The following is a 19,053-nucleotide window of genomic DNA, read 5'->3' on the forward strand; positions in this document are numbered from 1 at the left end:
CTCTCGTCTCGGGGATGCGCGGGGCCGGGCCGGCGATTGCCCTGATCGGCATCGGTGCCGCGGCCTGGCTGCTGCTGCGGTCGCCGGCGGGCCTCGGCGAGACGGGCTGGTGGATCATCGAGAACGGCCTGTCGCCGCAGAACCTGTTGCCCATGGTGGGGCTCGGCATCGGCTGCGCTCTGGTGCCGGCGGGTGCCCTGATCGCCGGTTCTGCCTTGCTCGCTGCCGGGATGCTCGCCGCCTATTGGGCCGAGCCCGTGTGGTACCCGCTCCTGTCGACCTTGCCGGACGCCGCCGCCCACGATTTTTTCGCCGGGCCCATGGCGAGCGTGGCAGCGGGCCTCGCACTGATCGCCGGCGCGCGTCTCCGCCCGTTTTTGCTGCCGCCCGCGGCGTTCGTCGTCGGCTTTTTGTCGGCGCTCTGGATCAGGCTGACCGATCCGACGCTCGGCTCGTTCTCGATCACCCTGGCGGGCCTTCTGTGCGACCTCTGGGTTCTGGTTGCCGTGCTGCTGACGCTGCGGGCCTTCCGGCGGCCCTGGTTCGAGATCCCGGCGCGTATTGGCGGCAGCTGGCTCGTCGCCATCGGCCTGCTTCACGGCGGAGCCCTGCTGGCGCAGCGCGACACGCTCCAGCCGTTGGAGACACCTATGCCCGACCAGACGTACCAGCCGGACCCGATGCTGCCGCCCGATGGGGGCGATCCGTTTGGAGGCCCCGGCCCCTCACCGGATCGGTCGCTTTTCCCCGACCAGCCGAGCGTCTACTGATTTGAGCCGATACATTTTCGGCTCATGGCGATTTCGGGGTCTGGTCGGCATTTGCCACCCATTTGCCGGTCGACCGCTGTGGAGCTGATCGCAACAACGCCGGCCAACGAATGGTGTTTCGCGAGCCCCCTCTCGTTCGCCGGCCGCTATAGCGCGGCGCCGGTTTCGTCGAAGGCGAGGAGGTTTTCCACGTCGAGCGGCCAGGTCACCGCGTCGCCGCCCTTGACGTCGTAGCGGGCGGGTTGGACGGAGCGCAGAACCACGTCGTCGCGAAGCCTGACGTCGAACAGTGTTTCGCGCCCCTGCGGTTCGATGAAGGCGACGGTGCCGGTCAGCACGGCGGCGCCGGAGCTGCCGAAATGCTCGGGACGCACGCCGAGGCTGATCGGCTTGCCGGCCGGCAGCGACGCCAACCGCGAGGGCAGCGGCACCGCGAGATCGCCGTCGGCGATGACGACGCCTTGTTGGCCGACCTCCCCTTCCAGGAAGACGATCGGCGGATTGCCGAGAAAGCCGGCGACGAACCGGGTCGCGGGCGCCCGATACATCTCGGCCGGCGTTGCGATCTGCAGGATCTCGCCCCTGTCCATGATGGCGATGCGATCGCACATCGACATCGCCTCCACCTGGTCGTGCGTGACGAGGATCGCGGTGATGCCGGTCTCCAGCTGGATGCGCCGGATCTCCGAGCGCATCTCCAGGCGCAGCTTGGCGTCCAGATTGGCCAACGGTTCGTCGAGCAGCAGAACGTCCGGACGGCGAACGAGCGCGCGGGCCAGCGCGACGCGCTGTTGCTGACCGCCCGAGAGTTGGCTGGGCCGGCGATCGAGATAGGGCTCGATGTGGGTGAGTTCGGCGATTTCGCGTACCGCCCGGTCGATGTCCGCCGCTGTTTGCTTGCGCACCTGCAGTGGGAACGCGATGTTCTCGAAGGCGGTCATGTGCGGGTAGAGCGCGTAGTTCTGGAAGACCACGCCGACATTGCGCTTCTGGCTCGGGACGTTGCTGACGTCGCGGTCGTCGAACAGGATCTGACCGCCATTGACGCGGTGGATGCCGCTGATCGCCAGCAGGGTCGTCGACTTGCCGCAGCCCGACGGTCCGAGCAACGCCAGCATCTCGCCGTCGTCGATGGTGAGATTCATCCTGTCGATGACGGGCGTGCCGTCGAACGTCTTGGTGAAATCCTTGAGCGTGATCCGCATTAGCCTTTGACGCCTCCGCCGAACATGGTCATCAGCCGGTTCTGAAAGAAGATGAACAGGATCATGATGGGCATCGTGTAGTAGAGCCCGACCGACTTGAAGAGGTTGAAGTTGTAATCGACCGAATCCGGCACGTTCACATCGTTCAGGAACACGGACAGGACCGGAAAATTGGTCGTCGGCGCGAGCACGCGCGGCAGCACGTATTCGCCCCAGGATTCGATCAGGCAGAAGATCGCGAGCGCAATCATGCCCGGCATGACCAGCGGCAGCACCAGCCGCCACCACACCGTGAAACGGCTGGCGCCATCCTGGATGCCGGCCATCTCGATCTCCCAGGGCACAGCGTCGTAGAAGCCCTTCATGATCCAGATGCCGAGCGGCAGGAGCATGCCGGCCTTGATCGCGATGACGCCGGCGAGCGATCCGTAGAGACCGGCGAACTGCAGCACCAGGAAGGCGCCGATGATCAGCGTTACCGCGGGAAATGCATGCATCACCATGATGCCGGCCAGGAAGAACCGGCGATGCGGCAGGTTGAGCCGGGAGATGGCGTAACCGCCGGTGGTCGACAACGACAGCACCAGAACCGCAAGCACGGCGGTGAAGATCAGCGTGTAGGCCGTGGCGCCCCAGACATTGCCGGTGATGCCCGGATCGACCAGAAACTGCCAATGCTCCAGGGTGAATTCGTTCGGGACGAGCGAATCGGGCGGCGTATTGGTGAAGCTGTCGACGACCAGCGAGCCGTACATGATGGCGATCGGCAGGCTGATCACCCCGAGCACCAGATAGATCGGCCAGGCGGAAAAATTGCGTGACATCGGCCGCTCCTAAATCTCGATCCGAGGCTTCTCGACCAAGTCGCCGAAACGGAACAGGCGTAGAAGCACCATCGAGGCGACGAGGCCGACGCCGACCAGGATCAGCGCCATCGCGGCGCCGAGGCCGTAACGCAGATTGCCGGTGTAATCGAACAAGGCCGTCCGGAACGCTTCCAGCGCCCACACCGTCGTCGTGCGGCCCGGTCCCCCGTCGGTGGTCAGCCAGATCTGCTCGTAGGAGGAGAGCAGCGACAGCGTCTGGTAGCAGGTGAAGAACAGGATCGGCCAGCGCATCTGCGGCAGGATGATGCGACGAACCTGCTGCCAGCGGCTGGCCCCGTCGACCTCGCTCGCCCAGAGCTGCTGTGGAGGAATGGCGCGCAGGGCTCCCGAAAACAGGATCATGCCCAGAGAGGCGCCGACGAAGCCGTTGACCAGGATGACGATCGTCCACGCGGTCGGCACCGAGCCCTTCATGTAGTTGAAGGCCGGCAACCCCAGATGTTCGGCGACGATGGGCAGGAAGCCGTTGTCCCAGGTGAACCACTTCCACAGGATCGCGTAGAGCACCGCCGGCGTGATCTTCGGCAGGAGCCAGAGCGCATTGAAGAAGGAACCGGCGCGGCGCGGCAGGTAGAAGGTGGTGACGGCAAGAAACAATCCGGTCAGCACGTTGAAGGCCAACGTGCAGCACACGTAGAAGGCGGTGTTGAGCACGACCCGCACCGTCTCCGGCTTGCTCAGGAGCTGGCTGAAATTGTCCGCCGTCCAGACCCAGCCAGTGTAGCTGCGCTCCAGGATCGTCTCGAGTTCGGCGGCACCGATATCGGGCGCCACTCCGCGGATCGCGTCGGCGGCCTCGTCGCGGGACGAAAACCGCGTGTTCAGGATGGAACGGCTGAACGGCTCCATGGCCCGCTTGAGGTCGCGAATGCCGCGCGGATGGTGCGGCAGGTCCTGCAGAGCGCGCTTGAAATCGCGATCGTCATCGAAGGCTTTGCCGAAGAGCCGTGCCTCGATGTCGCCGAGGAAACTCTCGTCGACGCCGGCGGCACGAGCCGCCGCAATCCCCGCTTCATCGACGAGGATGGTTTTTCCGCCGAGCTCTTCGAGCGTTTGCCGGGCCATGCCGGTGCCGTTCAAATCCCGCAGCAGATTGCTGCTGATCACGTAGGCGCCGCCGCTGATGCCGGTGGCGCTGCTCATGTTGGTGAACGAGAAGATGGCCGTCAGCAGAGCCGGGACGACGAAGAAGGCACCCAGCAGGAGCACCGCCGGGGCGATCATCATCAAGCCCAACAGGCTCGTTTTCGGGTGGGCGGCGCTTGCGGCGCGGCTGCCCGGCGAAGCCCGATCGGCCGGACGCGCAAGAGCGTCCGGCCGGAGGCCTCGGGCGGTGGAGGCGGTTTCGACCATGAGGGCGGCTTACTGAATGACGATGTCGTCGCCGAGGGCCGACTTCACTTCGCCCTCCGCCGCCGCGACCGCCTCTTCGACCGACGAGGTGCCGGTCCAGGCCGCTTCCAACCCCTTGTACATCGCCGTCCAGAAGACGCCGAAATCAGCGTTGTTGGGAATGGCGTTGGTATAGGGAAGCAGGAGTTCGGTGGCCTCGGAGGTCCAGCGGTCGTTGTAGTAGAACGGGATCTTGGTCTCCTCCGAGCCGATCGCAAGGTGGCCGGACGCGACGGCGTGCAGCGCGTTGATCCGCGGTTCCGAGGCGATCGAGATCAGCTCCGCCGCCAGCGCGGCATCGTCGTCCGAGCCGGTGGTCGACAGCAGATAGACGAGCGGATGGGTGATCGAATTGGCGCGGCCGCGCTCGTTGCCTGCCGGAATCAGCGATGCGACCACGTTGTCGAAGAAATCGTGCAGCTCGAACTGGCCCGTCCACTGGGCATAGTGCCAGGTCCCGCCGTGCCAGGTGCCATATTTTCCGGCCGCCACGTTGCGATGCCAGTCGTCCCAATCGGTGCCGAGATAGGTGGCAGGCACCACGCCCTTCGCCACCGCGTCGACAAAGAACTGATACATGTCGGTGAGCGCCTGGCGATCGAAGATGAGCTTGCCGCTCTCCGGATCGGCCATCTCGCCGCCGAAGCTTTGGTAGAACTGCCAATAGTCGGGGCCGTTCACCGGACGCGGGGCGAAGCCCTTGCCCGGCTCGACGACACCTTCGTCCTGCATCTTCTTGACATCGTCCAGCATGGAATAGAGCGTGTATTCGCCGGTGCGGACGCGCTCGGGCAGCGCCTCGATATCCGCGTCCGAATAGCCGATGGCTTTCAGGTCCGGGCGCGAGAAGAAAAAGACGCGAGCCTCGGCGTCCTGGGGAATGCCCCAGATCTGACCATTGTAGCTGGCGACGTCGATCAGGTTGTCATAGAGCTGGCTGAGCGGCCAGGCGTCGAAATCGACATAGTCCTCGATCGGCCGCAGGATGCCCGCTTGCGACCAAGGACCGATGTCCTCGTGGCCGGACACGATGATGTTGGGCGCGGTGCCGGATTCGGCGGCCAGCGTAATCGCCTGCTTGAAGTCGTCCCAACCGCTCCAAACCTGGCTCTCGACGGTGATCTTGAGGTCTTCGCCCCGAACGGCCGCCTGGCGCTGCAGGAGGTCGGCCGCCATTTTGATGGCGTCGATGCGGTAGTGCGCCGAATCGCCGGTGCCGCCGGCCCATATGGTGATGGTGTGGTCTTCGGCAGCCGCCGTCATCGCCGTCGCGCACAAAAGCGCGGCCGAGATCGCGGCGCGGGATAGCATCTTCGTCGTGGTCATGGATCGCCCCTCTGACATAACTCGCAATCGTGTTTGCACGCGCGTGCAACGACGGGGGTGATAGCGTTTCTATATGACACGCTGATAACGCGTCGGCCGAGGATGTTGCCGAAAGGCGAAGGCTACGGTCCAGACGATGGCAGCCGGGGCCGAACCTCGCCGGCGCCGTTCACTCGTCCGCGGGCTCGCCCTCGGCCAGGGAATAGCGGAAGTCGCAATGCGAGGCGCCCTGCATGATCGTCTGGGTGCGCTCCAGGCTCATTTTCGGATTGTAGCCGACGCAGAACTGGCCGTCGCGATTGCAGGACAGGAGGTGCCCGATCGCGCCCAGACCCATGGCCCGATACATCTCGGCGTAGCGGCAACGCACGACATCGAAGGACAGCCTGTCGGCCGCCGTCTCGTGAATTTCGATCTGCAGCGCGTCTTCGGCCGTCCAGTTCGGCAGGATGTCGGCAAAGTCCCTCAGGTCTGGCTCGCGGCCAAGTTCGTCGCGAAACCGCTGCCCCTGCTTGACCGCCGAGCGCGAGGCGGCCTCGCCGACGGTGCGACGCGCCGCGTCGACGCCCTGTGTTTCGATCAGGACGTCGTAGACCTCCTTCAGGATTTCGGCCTCGATGCGACGACGTTCGATGATCGACAGGGCCATCCGGGCATGTCTCCTACGGGCCGGCGCCTATGGGCTGGAGCCGTTCCCATAGATCTATCCGGCCCCAACCCGGCCGCCAAGGCCGATCCCGTTCCGGCTTCGGAATAAGGAAGATCCCGGCCAGAAAGACCGATCAGGACGCCGCCACCGCATCGAGACGGGCGTCGCGGCGTGCCTCGCCGGCTTCCGGATCGCTCGACACCCCGTCGGCGAAGTCGACCGCCGCCAGGGCATGCACCTTGGTGGAATCGATGACCGGCAGGTCGGTGTCCGCGGGGCCGATCAGCAGACCGATTTCGGTGCAGCCCAGGATGACGCTGTCGGCGCCCTGGGCCCGGCCCTGCTCGATCACCTCCAGATAGGCCTGCCGCGAGGTCTCTGAGATCACGCCGCAGCACAGCTCCTCGAAGATCGTGTCGTGAACGGTCGTCCGACCCCGCTCGTCCGGAACGATCGCCTCGATCCCGAAATTGCGGCGCAGACGGTCGCGGTAGAACCCCTGCTCCATCGTATAGCGGGTGGCCAACAGCAGAGGTTTGCGGGCATTCGCCGCCTGCAGCGCCCAGCCCGTTTCGTCGACGATGTGAATCAGCGGCACGTCGATGCGCTCCGCCACGGCGTCGGCGACGAGATGCATGGTGTTGGTGCAGATCAGAATGCACTCGGCCCCGGCGTGGGTGAGTTCGACGGCGATCCGGGAGAGGTATTTTGCCGCATCGTCCCAGCGATCGGCCTTCTGCAAGGCGACGATCGGCTCGAAATCCACCGAGCGCAGCACCATGTCGGCCGAGCGCAACTGGCCATGGCGCCGCCGGACCTCTTCGTTGATCTCCTTGTAATACACCACGGTGCTTTCCCAGCTCATGCCGCCGATCAAGCCGATTGTCCGTTGCACGTCCGCCTCCGTCATTTCGAGTCGGTCGGCAGATTGACCGAAGAAGGATGAAAAGTGTCGGGATTCTGAGCTGCATTCCGACAGAAACGATAGACGACATTGCGCCGAAACGCACTTTTGTCGAAAATCATTTCGCCGACACCTCCGAGGGACCGGCGTCATTCCCTGGCATGGCATAGATCGGCCATAAAAGTCCCTAGGATCGGATTGGTCGCCTCAATTTTGATTATTATATTCAGGTATAATTTCCACTCTCGAGGTAGGGGTTGCCACATGGCGCACGCCAAGGTAGCAAACCTCGAGCGTCGGTATGAGTCGTGGGCGTCAGATCGGGTAGGAGGCGGACAGCATGATCCATTACACCGCCATGGGCGGTCATCCCTTTACGAGCGCACTGTCCGAAGAGAAACGACGCCAGTATCGCACCCTCGCAGAGACCGTCGAAAAGCTGCAGGCCGTGGTGCGCGAGGCCGAACAGGCCGCCGCGCAAAGCTTGGCCAAGGCCAATGCCGCGCCGAGGCCGCACACCGGTTCCAACCCGACCTTCATGGCGCTCTATGATGCTCATACTCAGCATCGCGAAGCGCTCTTCAGGGCGATGCGCAACCTCGACGATGCGCGCCAGGCGCTCGATTCCATGACGGCCGACCTGTCGGCCTCCAATGCGGAGACCGTCCGACGTGCTCTGCGGGACGAGATCGAGGCACAGGAGCGAGCGCAGCGCCGACTGGACGCGACCGGCTGACATCGCGGGAGTTGGCTCAGGCGCCGGCCCGACGGCATGGCGCCAGAGCGCCGCTCAGTGGCGAAGGTGCTCGGGGCGGAAGCCTATGCCGATCAGCCGTCCGGTCAGATGCGGCAACAGTCGCGAGCGGGCAATGGCACGCAGAAACGCCGGGGGTCCGCTGCGGTTCGGTTCGGCGGCGTCGGGTTTGCGTTTGCGCCGCATCATCAGCTGGACCGACTGGGTCGCTCGGGTGGGAAAGCGCCGACGTGCTTCGACGGCGGCGAGGTGCGCCTCCGTCAAGGCTCCATCGCGAAGAGGTTCGGCGAGGATGTTGGCGGCGGCGACGGCGTCCTGAATGGCGAGATTGACGCCGACGCCGCCGATCGGCGACATGGCGTGGGCCGCGTCGCCAATGCACAAGAGCCCCGGTTTCCACCAGCGCTTCAGCCGGTCCATGCGCACATTGAGCAGCCGCACCTGATCCCAGCCGGCCAGTTCCTCGAAGCGCTCGGCCGGCAGCGGCGCGACGGCGGCGAGCTTGGCCCGGAACGCCGGCAACCCCTGCTCTCGCGTCCCGTCGAAGCCGCCTTTGCGAATGACGTAGCCGAGCTGCCAATAGTCGCCGCGGTCGATCATCACCAGTCCTTGCGACGGGCCGGCGTGGCTCATGGCCTGGACCGGATCATCGGGACGGCGCGACAGCTTCATCCACAACACGTCGACGGAAGAGCCGAGGTCCTCGACCTCCAGGCCGGCCGTAGCGCGCAACACGGATTCGCGCCCGTCGGCGCCGACGACGAGGGCGGCCCCCAGCGTCTCTTCCCCACCATCCGGATGCCGGATGCGGACACCGCTGACACGATCGTCGTGCTCGATCAACCCAACGGTCTCGTAGCCCATCATCAGCCGGAAGGTCGGCAGTTCCTGCGCCTTCTCGGCCAGGAAACTCAGAAAGTCCCATTGCGGCATGAAGGCGATGTATTTGCAGCGGGTCGGCAGGCGCGAGAAGTCGGCGATGGTCGCCGATCGGCCGGCGATCTCGGCATGGAGTTGCGGCGCCTTCTGATGCGGCAGCGTCAGGAACTCTTCGAGGAAGCCCAGTTCGTGCATCACCTCCAACGTCGAGGGATGGATGGTGTCGCCGCGAAAGTCGCGCAGGAAATCGGTGTGCTTTTCGACCACCGTCGTGCCGACGCCCGCCCGGGCCAGGAGCAATCCGAGCATCAGGCCGGCCGGTCCGGCCCCCACGATGCAGACGCCGTGCTCGCTCATCGTTGTCTCCAGTCCTGACGGAAGAGCGATCCCCCCACCGATCGCCGCGTCACCGATCGCCGGCTGCCGCGTCCGCGATCTGCAGCGTCATGACGATATCCTGGTCATGATTGCCGAAGCCGCGCCCGAAGATGTTCAGGCCGCCGGGATGCTTGGCGTCGTCGTCGATGCCGATGCGCAGACGGATGGAATGGTGTCGGGTCAGTTCGAGATCGGCGATCGAGACGTCGGAGACCTTCGCACCGTTGACGAAGGTGCCGTCGCTGCGGACCGTCCAGTGCACCAGCTGGCCGTATTGCGAGCCGGCGAGCTTCCACCAGCCGGGGGTGTAGGTGCCGCGCTTGTCGCCATAGTCGCCCGGCGAGGTCCAGGTTCCAAGCCGGATGGTATTGACCCAAAGCGTGATGTCGGACGGCCAGTTGGTGTTGGTGCCGGGAACCTCCGAGGACATTTCCAGGCTGAAATCGATTGCCTCGACGGTGCCGCCGGTGGAGCGCGCATTGTTCGGAAACTTGTATTCGACATAGCCGCGGCCGAACCACAGCAGCGCAGCCTGCATGCGCTCCGGCTGAAGGAAAGCGTCGGGCACGTCGAGCAGACCGATGATACCCTGGCCGGAACACAGGCCGCATGGCGCGGTGACCGCGCAGCTGGTGTAGAGGCCGAGCGGCATCGACACGGTGATCTCGTCGTCGCGCGCGGCATCGTCCCGGGTGAAGTGAAGAACGATCTCTTCGTACCGGAACGAGCAGACCTTCTGATGGCCCTTGCGCGCCTTGATGGTCTTGGTCACCACCAGTCCGGCGTTTTCCAGGACCTGGATATTGCTCGCCACCGTCGACTGCGGCAGCCCGAGCTGCTGGCAGACCTGGTTGACGTTCAGCGGCCCGTGAGCATGCAGGCACTTCAGGATATCGAGACGCAGCGGCGAGGCCAGCCCGTGCAGCACCTGCAGCCCATCGTCCGGACCGATGGTGAGAAAGTTGCGCCCCTCCGCCGCCTCCAGTCCGGGGTCGGCCGACGTTCGCGCCACGCCGGACCGTTTGCGCGTCCGGCGCCCGGTCAGGCTCTCGCTGCCGGCGGCCTCAGCCGTTCCATTGGGCGGCATGGGTTTCACGGGATGCTTCGCCTGCAAGTCTTTCTCGATCGTGGCGCAGACGACCTGCGCCCGCATCGTCCGGCGAAAGAACCGAGTCCTTGAGCAGGATCGAGTAAGGGTGCTGCGGCGCCTCCAACACCTGGCGCGCAGCGCCGGATTCAACGACCTCACCCCGGCGCATGATCAGAATGCGGTCGCTGACATAGTACGCGGTCGCCAGATCGTGTGTAATGTAGATGATAGATACGCGCAAGTCGTCGCACAGGGCGCGAAACAGGTTGACAATGGCGATGCGCAGCGACGCGTCGACCATGGAAACCGGCTCGTCGGCGACGATGAGCGAGGGACCCGGGATCAGGGCGCGCGCCGTTGCGACGCGCTGCAGCTGACCGCCCGACAGCTCGTGCGGATAGCGCCCCCTCACCTCGGCGAGCGTCAGGCCCACCTTGCGCAGCGCTTCGTCCATCTCGGCGTCGATCTCTCCCGCCGTCCTTGCCTCGGTGAAGCCCGCGGCGGTCGCGTGCAGATAGCGCTCGACCCGCTTCATCGGGTTGAACGCCTCGAACGGATTCTGGAAGATCGGCTGCACGCGCTTCATGAAGGCTCGACGGTCGGCGCGCCGGCGGATCGTCGACAGATCCTCTCCGTCGAAGCGGATGGCGCCGGCGCTGACCGGCATGCCGCCCAGGACCATGCGGGCGAGCGTCGACTTGCCGGAGCCGGACTCGCCAACGATTGCCAGGATCTCGGGCGCGTCGGCGTCGAGCGTGAAGCTCACGTCCTTGACCGCATCGACCCGCCGGCGACCCAGCGCTCCACCGGAATGGAAGGTCTTGAAGACATGATCGACCTCGAGCAGCGGTTTCGTCATGGTCGCCCTCCCCCATCCGTGACCGCGAAGCAGGCGACTCGATGATCCTCGCCGATCGTGGCGAGCGGCGGGGATTCGACCTTGCAGCGATCCATCGCCAGCGGGCAGCGCGGGTGGAACCGGCAGCCGGACGGCGGATCGGCGAGATTGGGGGGCTGGCCGCCGAGGCCCGGGCGTGGCCGCTGATCGCCGATGCGCGGCAGGCTGCCGACCAGATGCGTGGTGTAGGGATGGCGCGGCGCCTTGAACAGCGTCCGCGTCGGCGCCTCTTCGACCAGCCGCCCGGCATAGATGATGCCGATCCGGTCGGCGATGTTGGCGTGCACCGCCATGTCGTGGGTGACGAAGATGAACGAGGATCCGAGTTCCTCCTGAACGCCGGAGATCAGCGCCAGCACATCCTTCTGCACGACGACGTCGAGCGCCGTCGTCGGCTCATCGGCGATGACGAACTCCGGCGTGCAGAGCGTGGCGAGCGCGATCACCACGCGCTGGCGCATGCCGCCCGACAGTTCGTGGGGATAGGAATCGAGCACCCGCGGCGAGAGGCCCAGGCGCTCGATGTGAGCCTCGGTCGCCGCCCGGAATGCCTTGCGGTCGAGACCCATGTGGCGGGACGCGAAGTCGGCGAAGGTCTGGCTCACGCGGCGAACCGGATTGAGCACGCTCATCGAGCCCTGCATCACGTAGGACAGATGTTTCCAGCGGATGGCCGAGAGCGTGGCCGGAGTTGCCTTGGTGATGTCGATCGCCTGGTCGCCGAAGCGATAGACGGCAGAGCCCGCGAGGACGTTGAGCGGCGGTCGCACGGCGCCCACCAGGACCTTGATGAAGGTCGACTTGCCGCTGCTCGATTCCCCGGCGATGCCGTAGATCTCGCCTCGCCGGACCTCCAGCGAAATGTCGTCGGTGGCGCGCACATCCCGCTCGATGCCGAACGCACCCAATTGGTAGTAGGCGCGCAAGCCCTCGACGGTGAGGATGGGATCCGTCCGGGTCATCGCGCGCCCACCCGGTCCAGCCGCGTGCGCGGGTCGATATATTCGTTCATCGAGACCGACAGGAGGAACAGTCCGATGAACAGGAGCACGACGGCCACCACCGGCACCGCGATCCACCACCAGATGCCGGCGGTGAGCGCGGTGTATTGATTGGCCCAGAAGATGGTGACGCCGATGGTCGGCGCACCGATGTCGGTCAGGCCCAGTACCGCCAGCGTGATCTCCATGCCGATCGACCAGATCATGTTGTTCATGAAGGTCGAGAACATGATCGGCAGCACGTAGGGCAGATGCTCCTGGAACAGGATCTGGCGCGTGCTCATGCCGGCATAGACCGCATGTTCGGTGAACTCGCGGGTCCGAAGGCTGATCGCCACGGAGCGGATCAGCCGGGCGTCGTAAGGCCAGCCGAGCGCCGCCATGACAAGGATGAGGGTGGTCCAGCTCATGTCGCTGCGCAGGATGAAGAAGACCAGCACCAGCACCGGAAAGGCCGGGATCACCAGGAAGGTGTCGTTGATCGACATGATGATGCGGTCGGCGATGCCGCCGAGATAGCCGGACACGAGACCGACGACGAGCGCGACGATCCGGCTCAGGAGCGCCACGCCGAGGCCGAACAGCAGCGTGTTTCGCAACGCCACGCTCAATTGCCAGACCATGTCCTGACCGCGCGAATTGGTGCCGAGCCAATAGGTCAGGCCGGGCGGCACGTCGGGCGCCACGACATAGGTGGCGTAGCTCGGATAGGGCGAAAAGACCGAGGCGGCGGAAAAGACGATGATGATCGCCACCAGCACCGAACCGATCGCGAATTCGGGATTGTAGACGAAGAGATCGCGGAACACTCGTCGCATGTCGTCAGCCCAACCGGATACGCGGATCGAACAGCGGATAGAGGATATCCACGATGAAGACGGCGCCGGCCACCGCGATGATCGAGACCGCGGTCACGCCCAGCACCAGGCCGTAGTCGCCGGCGTTGACGCCGTCGATCAGGAGCTTGCCGATGCCGGGATAGCCATAGACCTGCTCGGTGATGATGGCGCCGCTGAAGATGGTGCCAAGCGACATGGCAAGGGCGGTGATCTGCGGCGTCAGCGCGTTGCGCATCACGTAGGACCACAGGATGCGCCGCGACGGCACGCCGCCGAGCTCGGCATAGACGACGTAATCCTCCGAGACGATGTTGGAGACCAGCGCGCGCATGCCCATGAACCAGACGCCGATGGTGGTGATCACCAGCGAGGCCCCCGGCAGGATCGAGTGCCACAGCACATCGCCGATGAAAGTGAGCGACCAGCCGGTCTGCGAGTTGATCTGGTAGCCGCCGGTCAAGGGAAAGATCGGCCAGACATAGCCGAACAGGATCAACAGCACGAAGGCCGAGATGTAATAGGGGATCGGCTGGATGGTCATCGCCACCAGACCGGCGGCACGCAGCCAGGGATTGGTGCGGTGATAGCCGGCAAGCCCGCCCAGCAGATTGCCGATCGCCCAGGCGAGTACGGTAGAGGTCGCGAGCAACCCGACCGTCCATGGCAAGGCGCGGCCGATCAACTCCGAGACGGGAGTCGGAAAGGCCGACAGCGACGGGCCGAAATCGCCGCGCAGCACGTTGCCCCAGAAGGTCACGTACTGATCCCAGGCCGAGCCCTGCAATCCGTAGAGTTCGGTCAGGGACTGGCGCATCAGTTCGATCGCCTCCGGGCTGGAATGGCCGAAGGCGGTCGCCGCACTGATCGTCACCTCCACCGGATCGATCGGGGTCGAATGGGTGATGATGAAGGTCACCGTGATGCCGAGGAACACGACCAGCACGAACTGGCCGAACCGCCGCAGCACGAACAGGAGATAGTTTCGCATGGCCCCCGTCTTCCGTGGCTTACGCCGCGGCGCCGATCAAAGCTCGGTCAGGCGTTCGCCGGCTTCAGGCGGGGGAACATGTATTTGGTGTTGCCCCAGTTCGGCACCGGATTGGTGTAGGGATCCTCATGCGAGGGATATCCGGTCCAGTGGGTCGTATCCATGGCGGTGAACACGTTGTAGGACATCAGCGGGATGATCGGCATCTCGCGGACCATCAGCTTCATGAACTCCAGGCCGTATTCGACGCCCTTGGGATCCTCGAAATCGACCGAGGTGATCTTCTTGATGATCTCGTCGAGTTCCGGATGGGTCCAGCGCTGCCAGTTGCGCGGCGTCTGGGTCTGCCCCGGCTCGGCCACGAACTCCGATCCCCAGGTGGTGATGAAGAAGGTCAGGTCCGGATCGCCGCCCCAGGTTTCGATGCTCCAGGCGATGGCCGCCTCGTAGTTGCCCGTCGGCAATTCGTCGTAGAACAGGTGCGGCGCCTGCCCCAGCTTGGCGTCGATGCCGAAGGTCTTCCACTGCTCGATGATCATCGATGCGGCGCGGGTGAAGACCGAACGCGCGTTGCCTTCGCAGATCAGCGTGATCGAGAAGGGCGTGCCGTCGGGCGACATCCAGCGGTTGCCTTGCTTGGTATAGCCCGCCCGCTCTAGCAGCTCCGTCGCCGCCTGCGGGTCGGGCTTCCACCAACCGAAGCCGAAGGCCGCGCGGATTTCCGCCGGATCCTCGGGGATGTCGTCCCCCGCCGACGGCCGCAGCATTTCGGCGATCTGCAAGGTGATCTCGGGATCGTAAGGCTTGACCTTGCTCTGTCCGGTATCGAGCTCGAAGTCCTTCAGCCACTCGTGCATCGGCGCCTGATACGCCTCCATCGCCACGCCCGTGGGCGGCACGGCGATCGCCGAAATCGTCGCGGCGCCGCGATAGGAAGCCATGGACATCTGCTTGATGTCGATCAGCAGCGCCAGGGCCCAGCGCAGGTCCGGATTCTGCAGCTTCTCGTTCTGGGTGTTGAAGAGAACCGCCGGCAGCGTCGGGTCGGGATGGGCGTAGGGGAAGCCCTTGAACCAGGAGACGGTCGAGTCCGACTGGCGTTTCAGCGTCAGCATGCCCTCCGGCGTGTTGTCGTGGATGATGTCCAGTGTGTGGTTCATCTGCGCGATGGTGCGCTTTTCCGGCGGTCCGGCGTCCACATAGGTCACGTAGCGCGGACCCGGCTCGCCGAAGCGACCGACGCTGGTGCGATCCCAGTCCTCGCGGCGTTCCCAGATGTACCAGGCGCCGTTCGGATCGAAGCTGTGCAGCTTATACTGGCCGAGCGAGACCGGCGGATTGAAGTCGAACTTGCCCGGCTCATCGGCCTTTTCGAAAACGTGCTTCGGCATGATCCAGACCGCGTTCCACCGGACGGTGAAGTTGGAATGGAAGCGCGAATTGGGCTTTTTCAGCGTGAAGACGACGGTGTAGTCGTCGGTCGCTTCGACCTTCTCGACCCAGATCTGCATCAAGGAGCTCCAGGTCATGCCGGGATTGGCGGCCTGGGACTCGACGGTGTAGACGACGTCGGCAGCGGTGAACTCGACGTCGTCGCTCCAGTAGAGCCCCTGGCGCAGCTTCACCGTCATCTGCGAATAGTCGTCGTTATAGATGGGCGGTTCGGCAGCCAGCGAATTGTCCCAGGCGCCGTCAAGGCCCGCCTCGGGATCGATATACCAGAGCGTATCGAGAGTGAGCTGCTGCAGGCCCGTCGAAACGCCGCCGCCGCCCTGGGCCCAAGCGTTGAACCAGCTCGGGTTGCGGACGGTGCCTTCCGGATTCTCGATGATCAGGGTTTCGTTGCGCGGCAGGTTGGAGATGTAGTCCTGGGCCTGCGCCAACGTCGGAGCCGTGGCGATGACCGCGCCGGCTCCTATCATGAATTCTCTGCGATCCAACTTCAATGACATCGATGATCCTCCCGTTCGGCTCGAATGTCAGTTGCACTTCCTTCGCGTCTCGGATCTTCTGTTTTGGCCGCCGTCACTCCCATGGCGAGGCCAGAAGAGGTCAGACAGACAGGCGAAGCACGGAATAGGACAGCGGCGGCAGCTTTGCCTTGAGGACGCCGTCCTCGACGCTGCTCGCGCCGCCGGTCGACGGCCCGATCCGCTCCGGCGTTTCCAACGTGTTGGCGGCCTGGAGATCGTGACCCGACATCTCGATATGCTCGACCAGCGTCGCCGAGGCGAAGCCCTGGAGATCGGCGGCGAGATCCATCGTCTGGTTCGGGTGGCGGTTGACGACGAAGAGCGTCAGTTCGCCCTTGTCGGCCGCATGGACGGCGGACAAGTCGAGATAGGGCACGTCGTCGGCGGCCTCGGCATCATAGCGCGGCACGTCGACGACCGGCTGCAAGGCCGTGCCCCGACCATAACGCGAGGCGTAGTAATAGGGCCAGAAGATCGTCTGGCGCCAAGCCGGCCCGCCCGGCTCGGTCATGATCGGCGCGATGACGTTGACGAGTTGCGCGATGCAGGCGATGCGCACCACGTCGGAGCGCCGGATCATCGTGTTGAGGATGGTCGCGACCTGCAGCACGTCCTCGAAATTGTAGACGTCCTCCAGAAGCCGCGGCGCCTCGGGCCAGTCCCAGCGGTCCATGCGGTCCTGGTCGTCCTTGCGGGCGTGATACCAGACGTTCCACTCGTCGAAGCAGATGCGCACCTTGTGGCGCGACCGCTTCTTGGCCTGGACCATGTCGATGACACTGCCGATCGTCGCGATGTAGCGATCCATTTCCTCGGTCTTGGCGAAGAAATTCAGCGTGTCGCCTTCGTAGTTCTCGAAATACATGTGCAGCGACACGTAGTCGACGGAGTCGTAGCACTGGTCCAGAACCTCGGCCTCCCAGGCCGGATAGGAGGCCATGTGCGGATTGGAGCTGCCGCAGACGATGAGTTCGAGGCTCTTGTCGAAGCCCTTCATCGCCTTGGCGGTCTCGTTGGCCAGCCGCCCGTACTCGTAGGCCGTCTTGTGCCCCACCTGCCAAGGGCCGTCCATCTCGTTGCCCAGACACCAGAGGCGGATGTCGTGCGGCTCTTTCCAGCCATGCCGGATGCGCAGGTCGCTCCAGGCGCTGCCACCCGGATGGTTGCAATATTCGAGCAGCTTGCGCGCGGCGTCGAGGCTGCGCGAGCCGAGATTGACGGCCATCATCATCTCGGTGCCGACGAGCTTGCACCAGTCGGCGAATTCGTTGACGCCGATCTGGTTCGTTTCCTTGGTTCGCCAGGCGAGATCGAGGCGGGTCGGGCGCTGGTCGCGCGGACCGACACCGTCTTCCCAGTTGTAGGCGGAAACGAAATTGCCGCCCGGATAGCGCATCACCGGCGGCGCGAGGTCACGCACCAGAGCGGCCACATCCTTGCGGAAGCCGTTTTCATCGGCCTGCGGATGACCCGGCTCGTAGATGCCGGTGTAGATGGCCCGGCCGAGATGTTCCAGAAAGGCTCCGTACAACCGCTCGTCGATCGGACCGACCGTGAAGTCGCGGTTGAGCACTGCGCGCGCGTCCAACGCCTTCCTCCCTTATGTATCACATTATCGGGTACGCATCGGATACTATAGGCCCATCGTTTGGACGACACAATATAAATCTGACGAAACGGACTATATCCGATATTCGGGAATAAACGGTGATCGCCTGGCTCACGGAAGTCGGCGCACGCGTAAGCGGCCGCCCGGAGCCACCCGGGACGGGATGTCATCTGCTCACAAGCTCGGGAAATACGACGGCGGAAACCGGCGCCCGCTAGATCGCCTGGCCGGCGGCGTCGAAGACATGCATCCGGGCGGGATCCCAGCCGATGCCGACCGGCTGGCCGAGCTTGACCTGGAGATTGCCGTCGCCCTGCTTGACCACCTGCCCGAGGTCGGTGGCGACGTAGACGATCGTCGAATTGCCGAGACGTTCGACCAGTTCGACGGCGCCGGTCAGGACGGTTCCGGCCGATCCGGGCTCGGCCAGCGTGACGTCTTCGGGGCGGATGCCGGCTTCCAGGAGCCCGGCCGGCACGGTCGCCGGCCGGCCCCGCAGCGGGAGGGTTCCGGGCGTGCCGCGAAGTTGAACCGCCGGGGTGGCCCCCTCGCCGCGCGTCGGCTCGGCCGGCAGGAAATTCATGCCCGGCGAACCGATGAAGGCGGCGACGAACTTGTTCGCCGGGTGGTGATAGAGGTCGAGCGGCGAGCCCACCTGCGAGATCCGCCCCGAATCCATCACCACGATCCGGTCGGCGAGCGTCATCGCCTCGACCTGATCATGGGTCACGTAGATCATCGTCGTCTCCAGCTCCTGGTGGAGCTTGGCGAGTTCGAGGCGCATCTGCACCCGAAGCTTGGCGTCGAGATTGGACAGCGGCTCGTCGAACAGGTCCTTGTTGTAGATCAGGATCGAATTTTCCGGCGTGAAGGGCACGCCGTAGATGCGGTCCTCGTAGGTGCCGAGATCCCGCAGCGCCTTGACCGTGTTCTCATAGTTCGGGTCCGTCCCGACCATGTCGGTGACGTCTTCGAAGAAGCCGGCGCGCATGAACGGCGGCGCAAAGATCAGGTCCAGCGACAGAAGATCCGGCACCTGACCGGCGGTGGCGGCGGTGGCGAATTTCGTCACCATCTCGTCGGCCGGGATCACGGTCAGTTCGACCGGGTCATCCGGATTTTCCTTGTTCCAGAGATCGACGACGCGCTGAATGATGCTGGCGCCGCTATCGCGGGCCCACATCGACAGATTAGCGGCGTAGACCGAACTCGCGGATGCCGAAAGCAATACCGCGCCGAGCGCAGCGATGGCTGCGCGCCTCTTGGACTGTCCCATTGTTTCCTCTCCCGGCCCACTCGCTCCCGTCGAGGGCCATGCTTCCCAATTCCCGTCTCACCATCCGGTGCGGCAAGCCCATTGACGGTAGGATCATGAACCGTAATGTATCAACGAAAACCTTTTCTTTGCTTTCAGAGAGTAGGATTTGCGGCCCAATTGGCTTACTGAACTCGGTGACGAGCGCCAAAACCGAGAGTGACACGAGCGCAGTCGACGCATTTCCAGATCCCAA

The 19,053-nt window shown here is 64.6% G+C and carries 17 protein-coding genes; 2 read left to right on the plus strand and 15 right to left on the minus strand.

All coding sequences use genetic code 11. The annotated features are described in order from the left end of the window. Window positions 1–14: 14 nt before the first annotated feature. Window positions 15–770 (plus strand): hypothetical protein, encoded by a 756-nt coding sequence (locus tag SMD10_RS18675; RefSeq protein WP_331687248.1) that lies wholly within the window; start codon window positions 15–17, stop codon window positions 768–770. Window positions 771–916: 146 nt separating this feature from the next. On the opposite strand, the gene SMD10_RS18680 is transcribed toward SMD10_RS18675, so the two are convergent. From SMD10_RS18680 to SMD10_RS18705, 6 genes are all read right to left on the minus strand, one after another. After that, window positions 917–1,975, minus strand: coding sequence for an ABC transporter ATP-binding protein (locus SMD10_RS18680; protein ID WP_331687249.1), 1,059 nt, complete (start codon window positions 1,973–1,975; stop codon window positions 917–919). Next, window positions 1,975–2,799, minus strand: a complete 825-nt coding sequence (locus tag SMD10_RS18685) for a carbohydrate ABC transporter permease (protein WP_331687250.1) — start codon at window positions 2,797–2,799, stop codon at window positions 1,975–1,977. Before SMD10_RS18685 ends, SMD10_RS18680 begins: the two co-directional genes overlap by 1 nt. A 9-nt stretch (window positions 2,800–2,808) precedes the next feature. Beyond that, a complete protein-coding gene (locus tag SMD10_RS18690; RefSeq protein WP_331687278.1) occupies window positions 2,809–4,089 on the minus strand; it encodes a carbohydrate ABC transporter permease in 1,281 nt (426 codons plus the stop codon). Window positions 4,090–4,224: 135 nt separating this feature from the next. After that, window positions 4,225–5,580, minus strand: coding sequence for an ABC transporter substrate-binding protein (locus SMD10_RS18695; protein ID WP_331687251.1), 1,356 nt, complete (start codon window positions 5,578–5,580; stop codon window positions 4,225–4,227). A 169-nt stretch (window positions 5,581–5,749) separates the two neighbouring features. After that, complete coding sequence (locus SMD10_RS18700) at window positions 5,750–6,229, minus strand: L-2-amino-thiazoline-4-carboxylic acid hydrolase (RefSeq protein WP_331687252.1); 480 nt, start codon at window positions 6,227–6,229, stop codon at window positions 5,750–5,752. Between the two features lie 133 nt (window positions 6,230–6,362). Next, the gene (locus tag SMD10_RS18705) at window positions 6,363–7,124 is read right to left on the minus strand and encodes an aspartate/glutamate racemase family protein (protein ID WP_331687253.1); all 762 of its coding nucleotides are present in this window, start codon (window positions 7,122–7,124) and stop codon (window positions 6,363–6,365) included. Between the two features lie 349 nt (window positions 7,125–7,473). Here SMD10_RS18705 and SMD10_RS18710 point away from each other — a divergent pair, with 349 nt between their 5' ends. Beyond that, the gene (locus SMD10_RS18710) at window positions 7,474–7,869 is read left to right on the plus strand and encodes a hypothetical protein (RefSeq protein WP_331687254.1); all 396 of its coding nucleotides are present in this window, start codon (window positions 7,474–7,476) and stop codon (window positions 7,867–7,869) included. 54 nt (window positions 7,870–7,923) lie between these two features. On the opposite strand, the gene SMD10_RS18715 is transcribed toward SMD10_RS18710, so the two are convergent. From SMD10_RS18715 to SMD10_RS18755, 9 genes are all read right to left on the minus strand, one after another. Further along, window positions 7,924–9,123: an FAD-dependent oxidoreductase gene (locus tag SMD10_RS18715; protein WP_331687255.1), complete on the minus strand. Its 1,200-nt coding sequence runs from the start codon at window positions 9,121–9,123 to the stop codon at window positions 7,924–7,926. 49 nt (window positions 9,124–9,172) lie between these two features. Then, window positions 9,173–10,240, minus strand: coding sequence for an ArsR/SmtB family transcription factor (locus tag SMD10_RS18720; protein WP_331687256.1), 1,068 nt, complete (start codon window positions 10,238–10,240; stop codon window positions 9,173–9,175). Beyond that, on the minus strand, window positions 10,209–11,093 hold the full coding sequence (locus tag SMD10_RS18725; protein ID WP_331687257.1) for an ABC transporter ATP-binding protein: 885 nt from the start codon (window positions 11,091–11,093) through the stop codon (window positions 10,209–10,211). The genes SMD10_RS18720 and SMD10_RS18725 overlap by 32 nt, the downstream gene beginning before the upstream one ends. Next, window positions 11,090–12,094 (minus strand): ABC transporter ATP-binding protein, encoded by a 1,005-nt coding sequence (locus SMD10_RS18730; protein WP_331687258.1) that lies wholly within the window; start codon window positions 12,092–12,094, stop codon window positions 11,090–11,092. The genes SMD10_RS18725 and SMD10_RS18730 overlap by 4 nt, the downstream gene beginning before the upstream one ends. Beyond that, the gene (locus SMD10_RS18735; RefSeq protein ID WP_331687259.1) at window positions 12,091–12,951 is read right to left on the minus strand and encodes an ABC transporter permease; all 861 of its coding nucleotides are present in this window, start codon (window positions 12,949–12,951) and stop codon (window positions 12,091–12,093) included. Before SMD10_RS18735 ends, SMD10_RS18730 begins: the two co-directional genes overlap by 4 nt. Window positions 12,952–12,955: 4 nt before the next feature. Continuing rightward, on the minus strand, window positions 12,956–13,960 hold the full coding sequence (locus SMD10_RS18740) for an ABC transporter permease (RefSeq protein ID WP_331687260.1): 1,005 nt from the start codon (window positions 13,958–13,960) through the stop codon (window positions 12,956–12,958). 47 nt (window positions 13,961–14,007) lie between these two features. Beyond that, on the minus strand, window positions 14,008–15,912 hold the full coding sequence (locus tag SMD10_RS18745; RefSeq protein WP_432757276.1) for an ABC transporter substrate-binding protein: 1,905 nt from the start codon (window positions 15,910–15,912) through the stop codon (window positions 14,008–14,010). A 100-nt stretch (window positions 15,913–16,012) separates the two neighbouring features. Further along, a complete protein-coding gene (gene arfA / locus SMD10_RS18750) occupies window positions 16,013–17,521 on the minus strand; it encodes an arabinosylfuranosidase ArfA (protein ID WP_331687261.1) in 1,509 nt (502 codons plus the stop codon). 235 nt (window positions 17,522–17,756) lie between these two features. Next, window positions 17,757–18,818 (minus strand): extracellular solute-binding protein, encoded by a 1,062-nt coding sequence (locus SMD10_RS18755; RefSeq protein WP_331687262.1) that lies wholly within the window; start codon window positions 18,816–18,818, stop codon window positions 17,757–17,759. Window positions 18,819–19,053 lie beyond the last annotated feature (235 nt).

The organism is Consotaella aegiceratis (assembly GCF_036541425.1).
Taxonomy (GTDB): domain Bacteria; phylum Pseudomonadota; class Alphaproteobacteria; order Rhizobiales; family Rhizobiaceae; genus Consotaella; species Consotaella aegiceratis.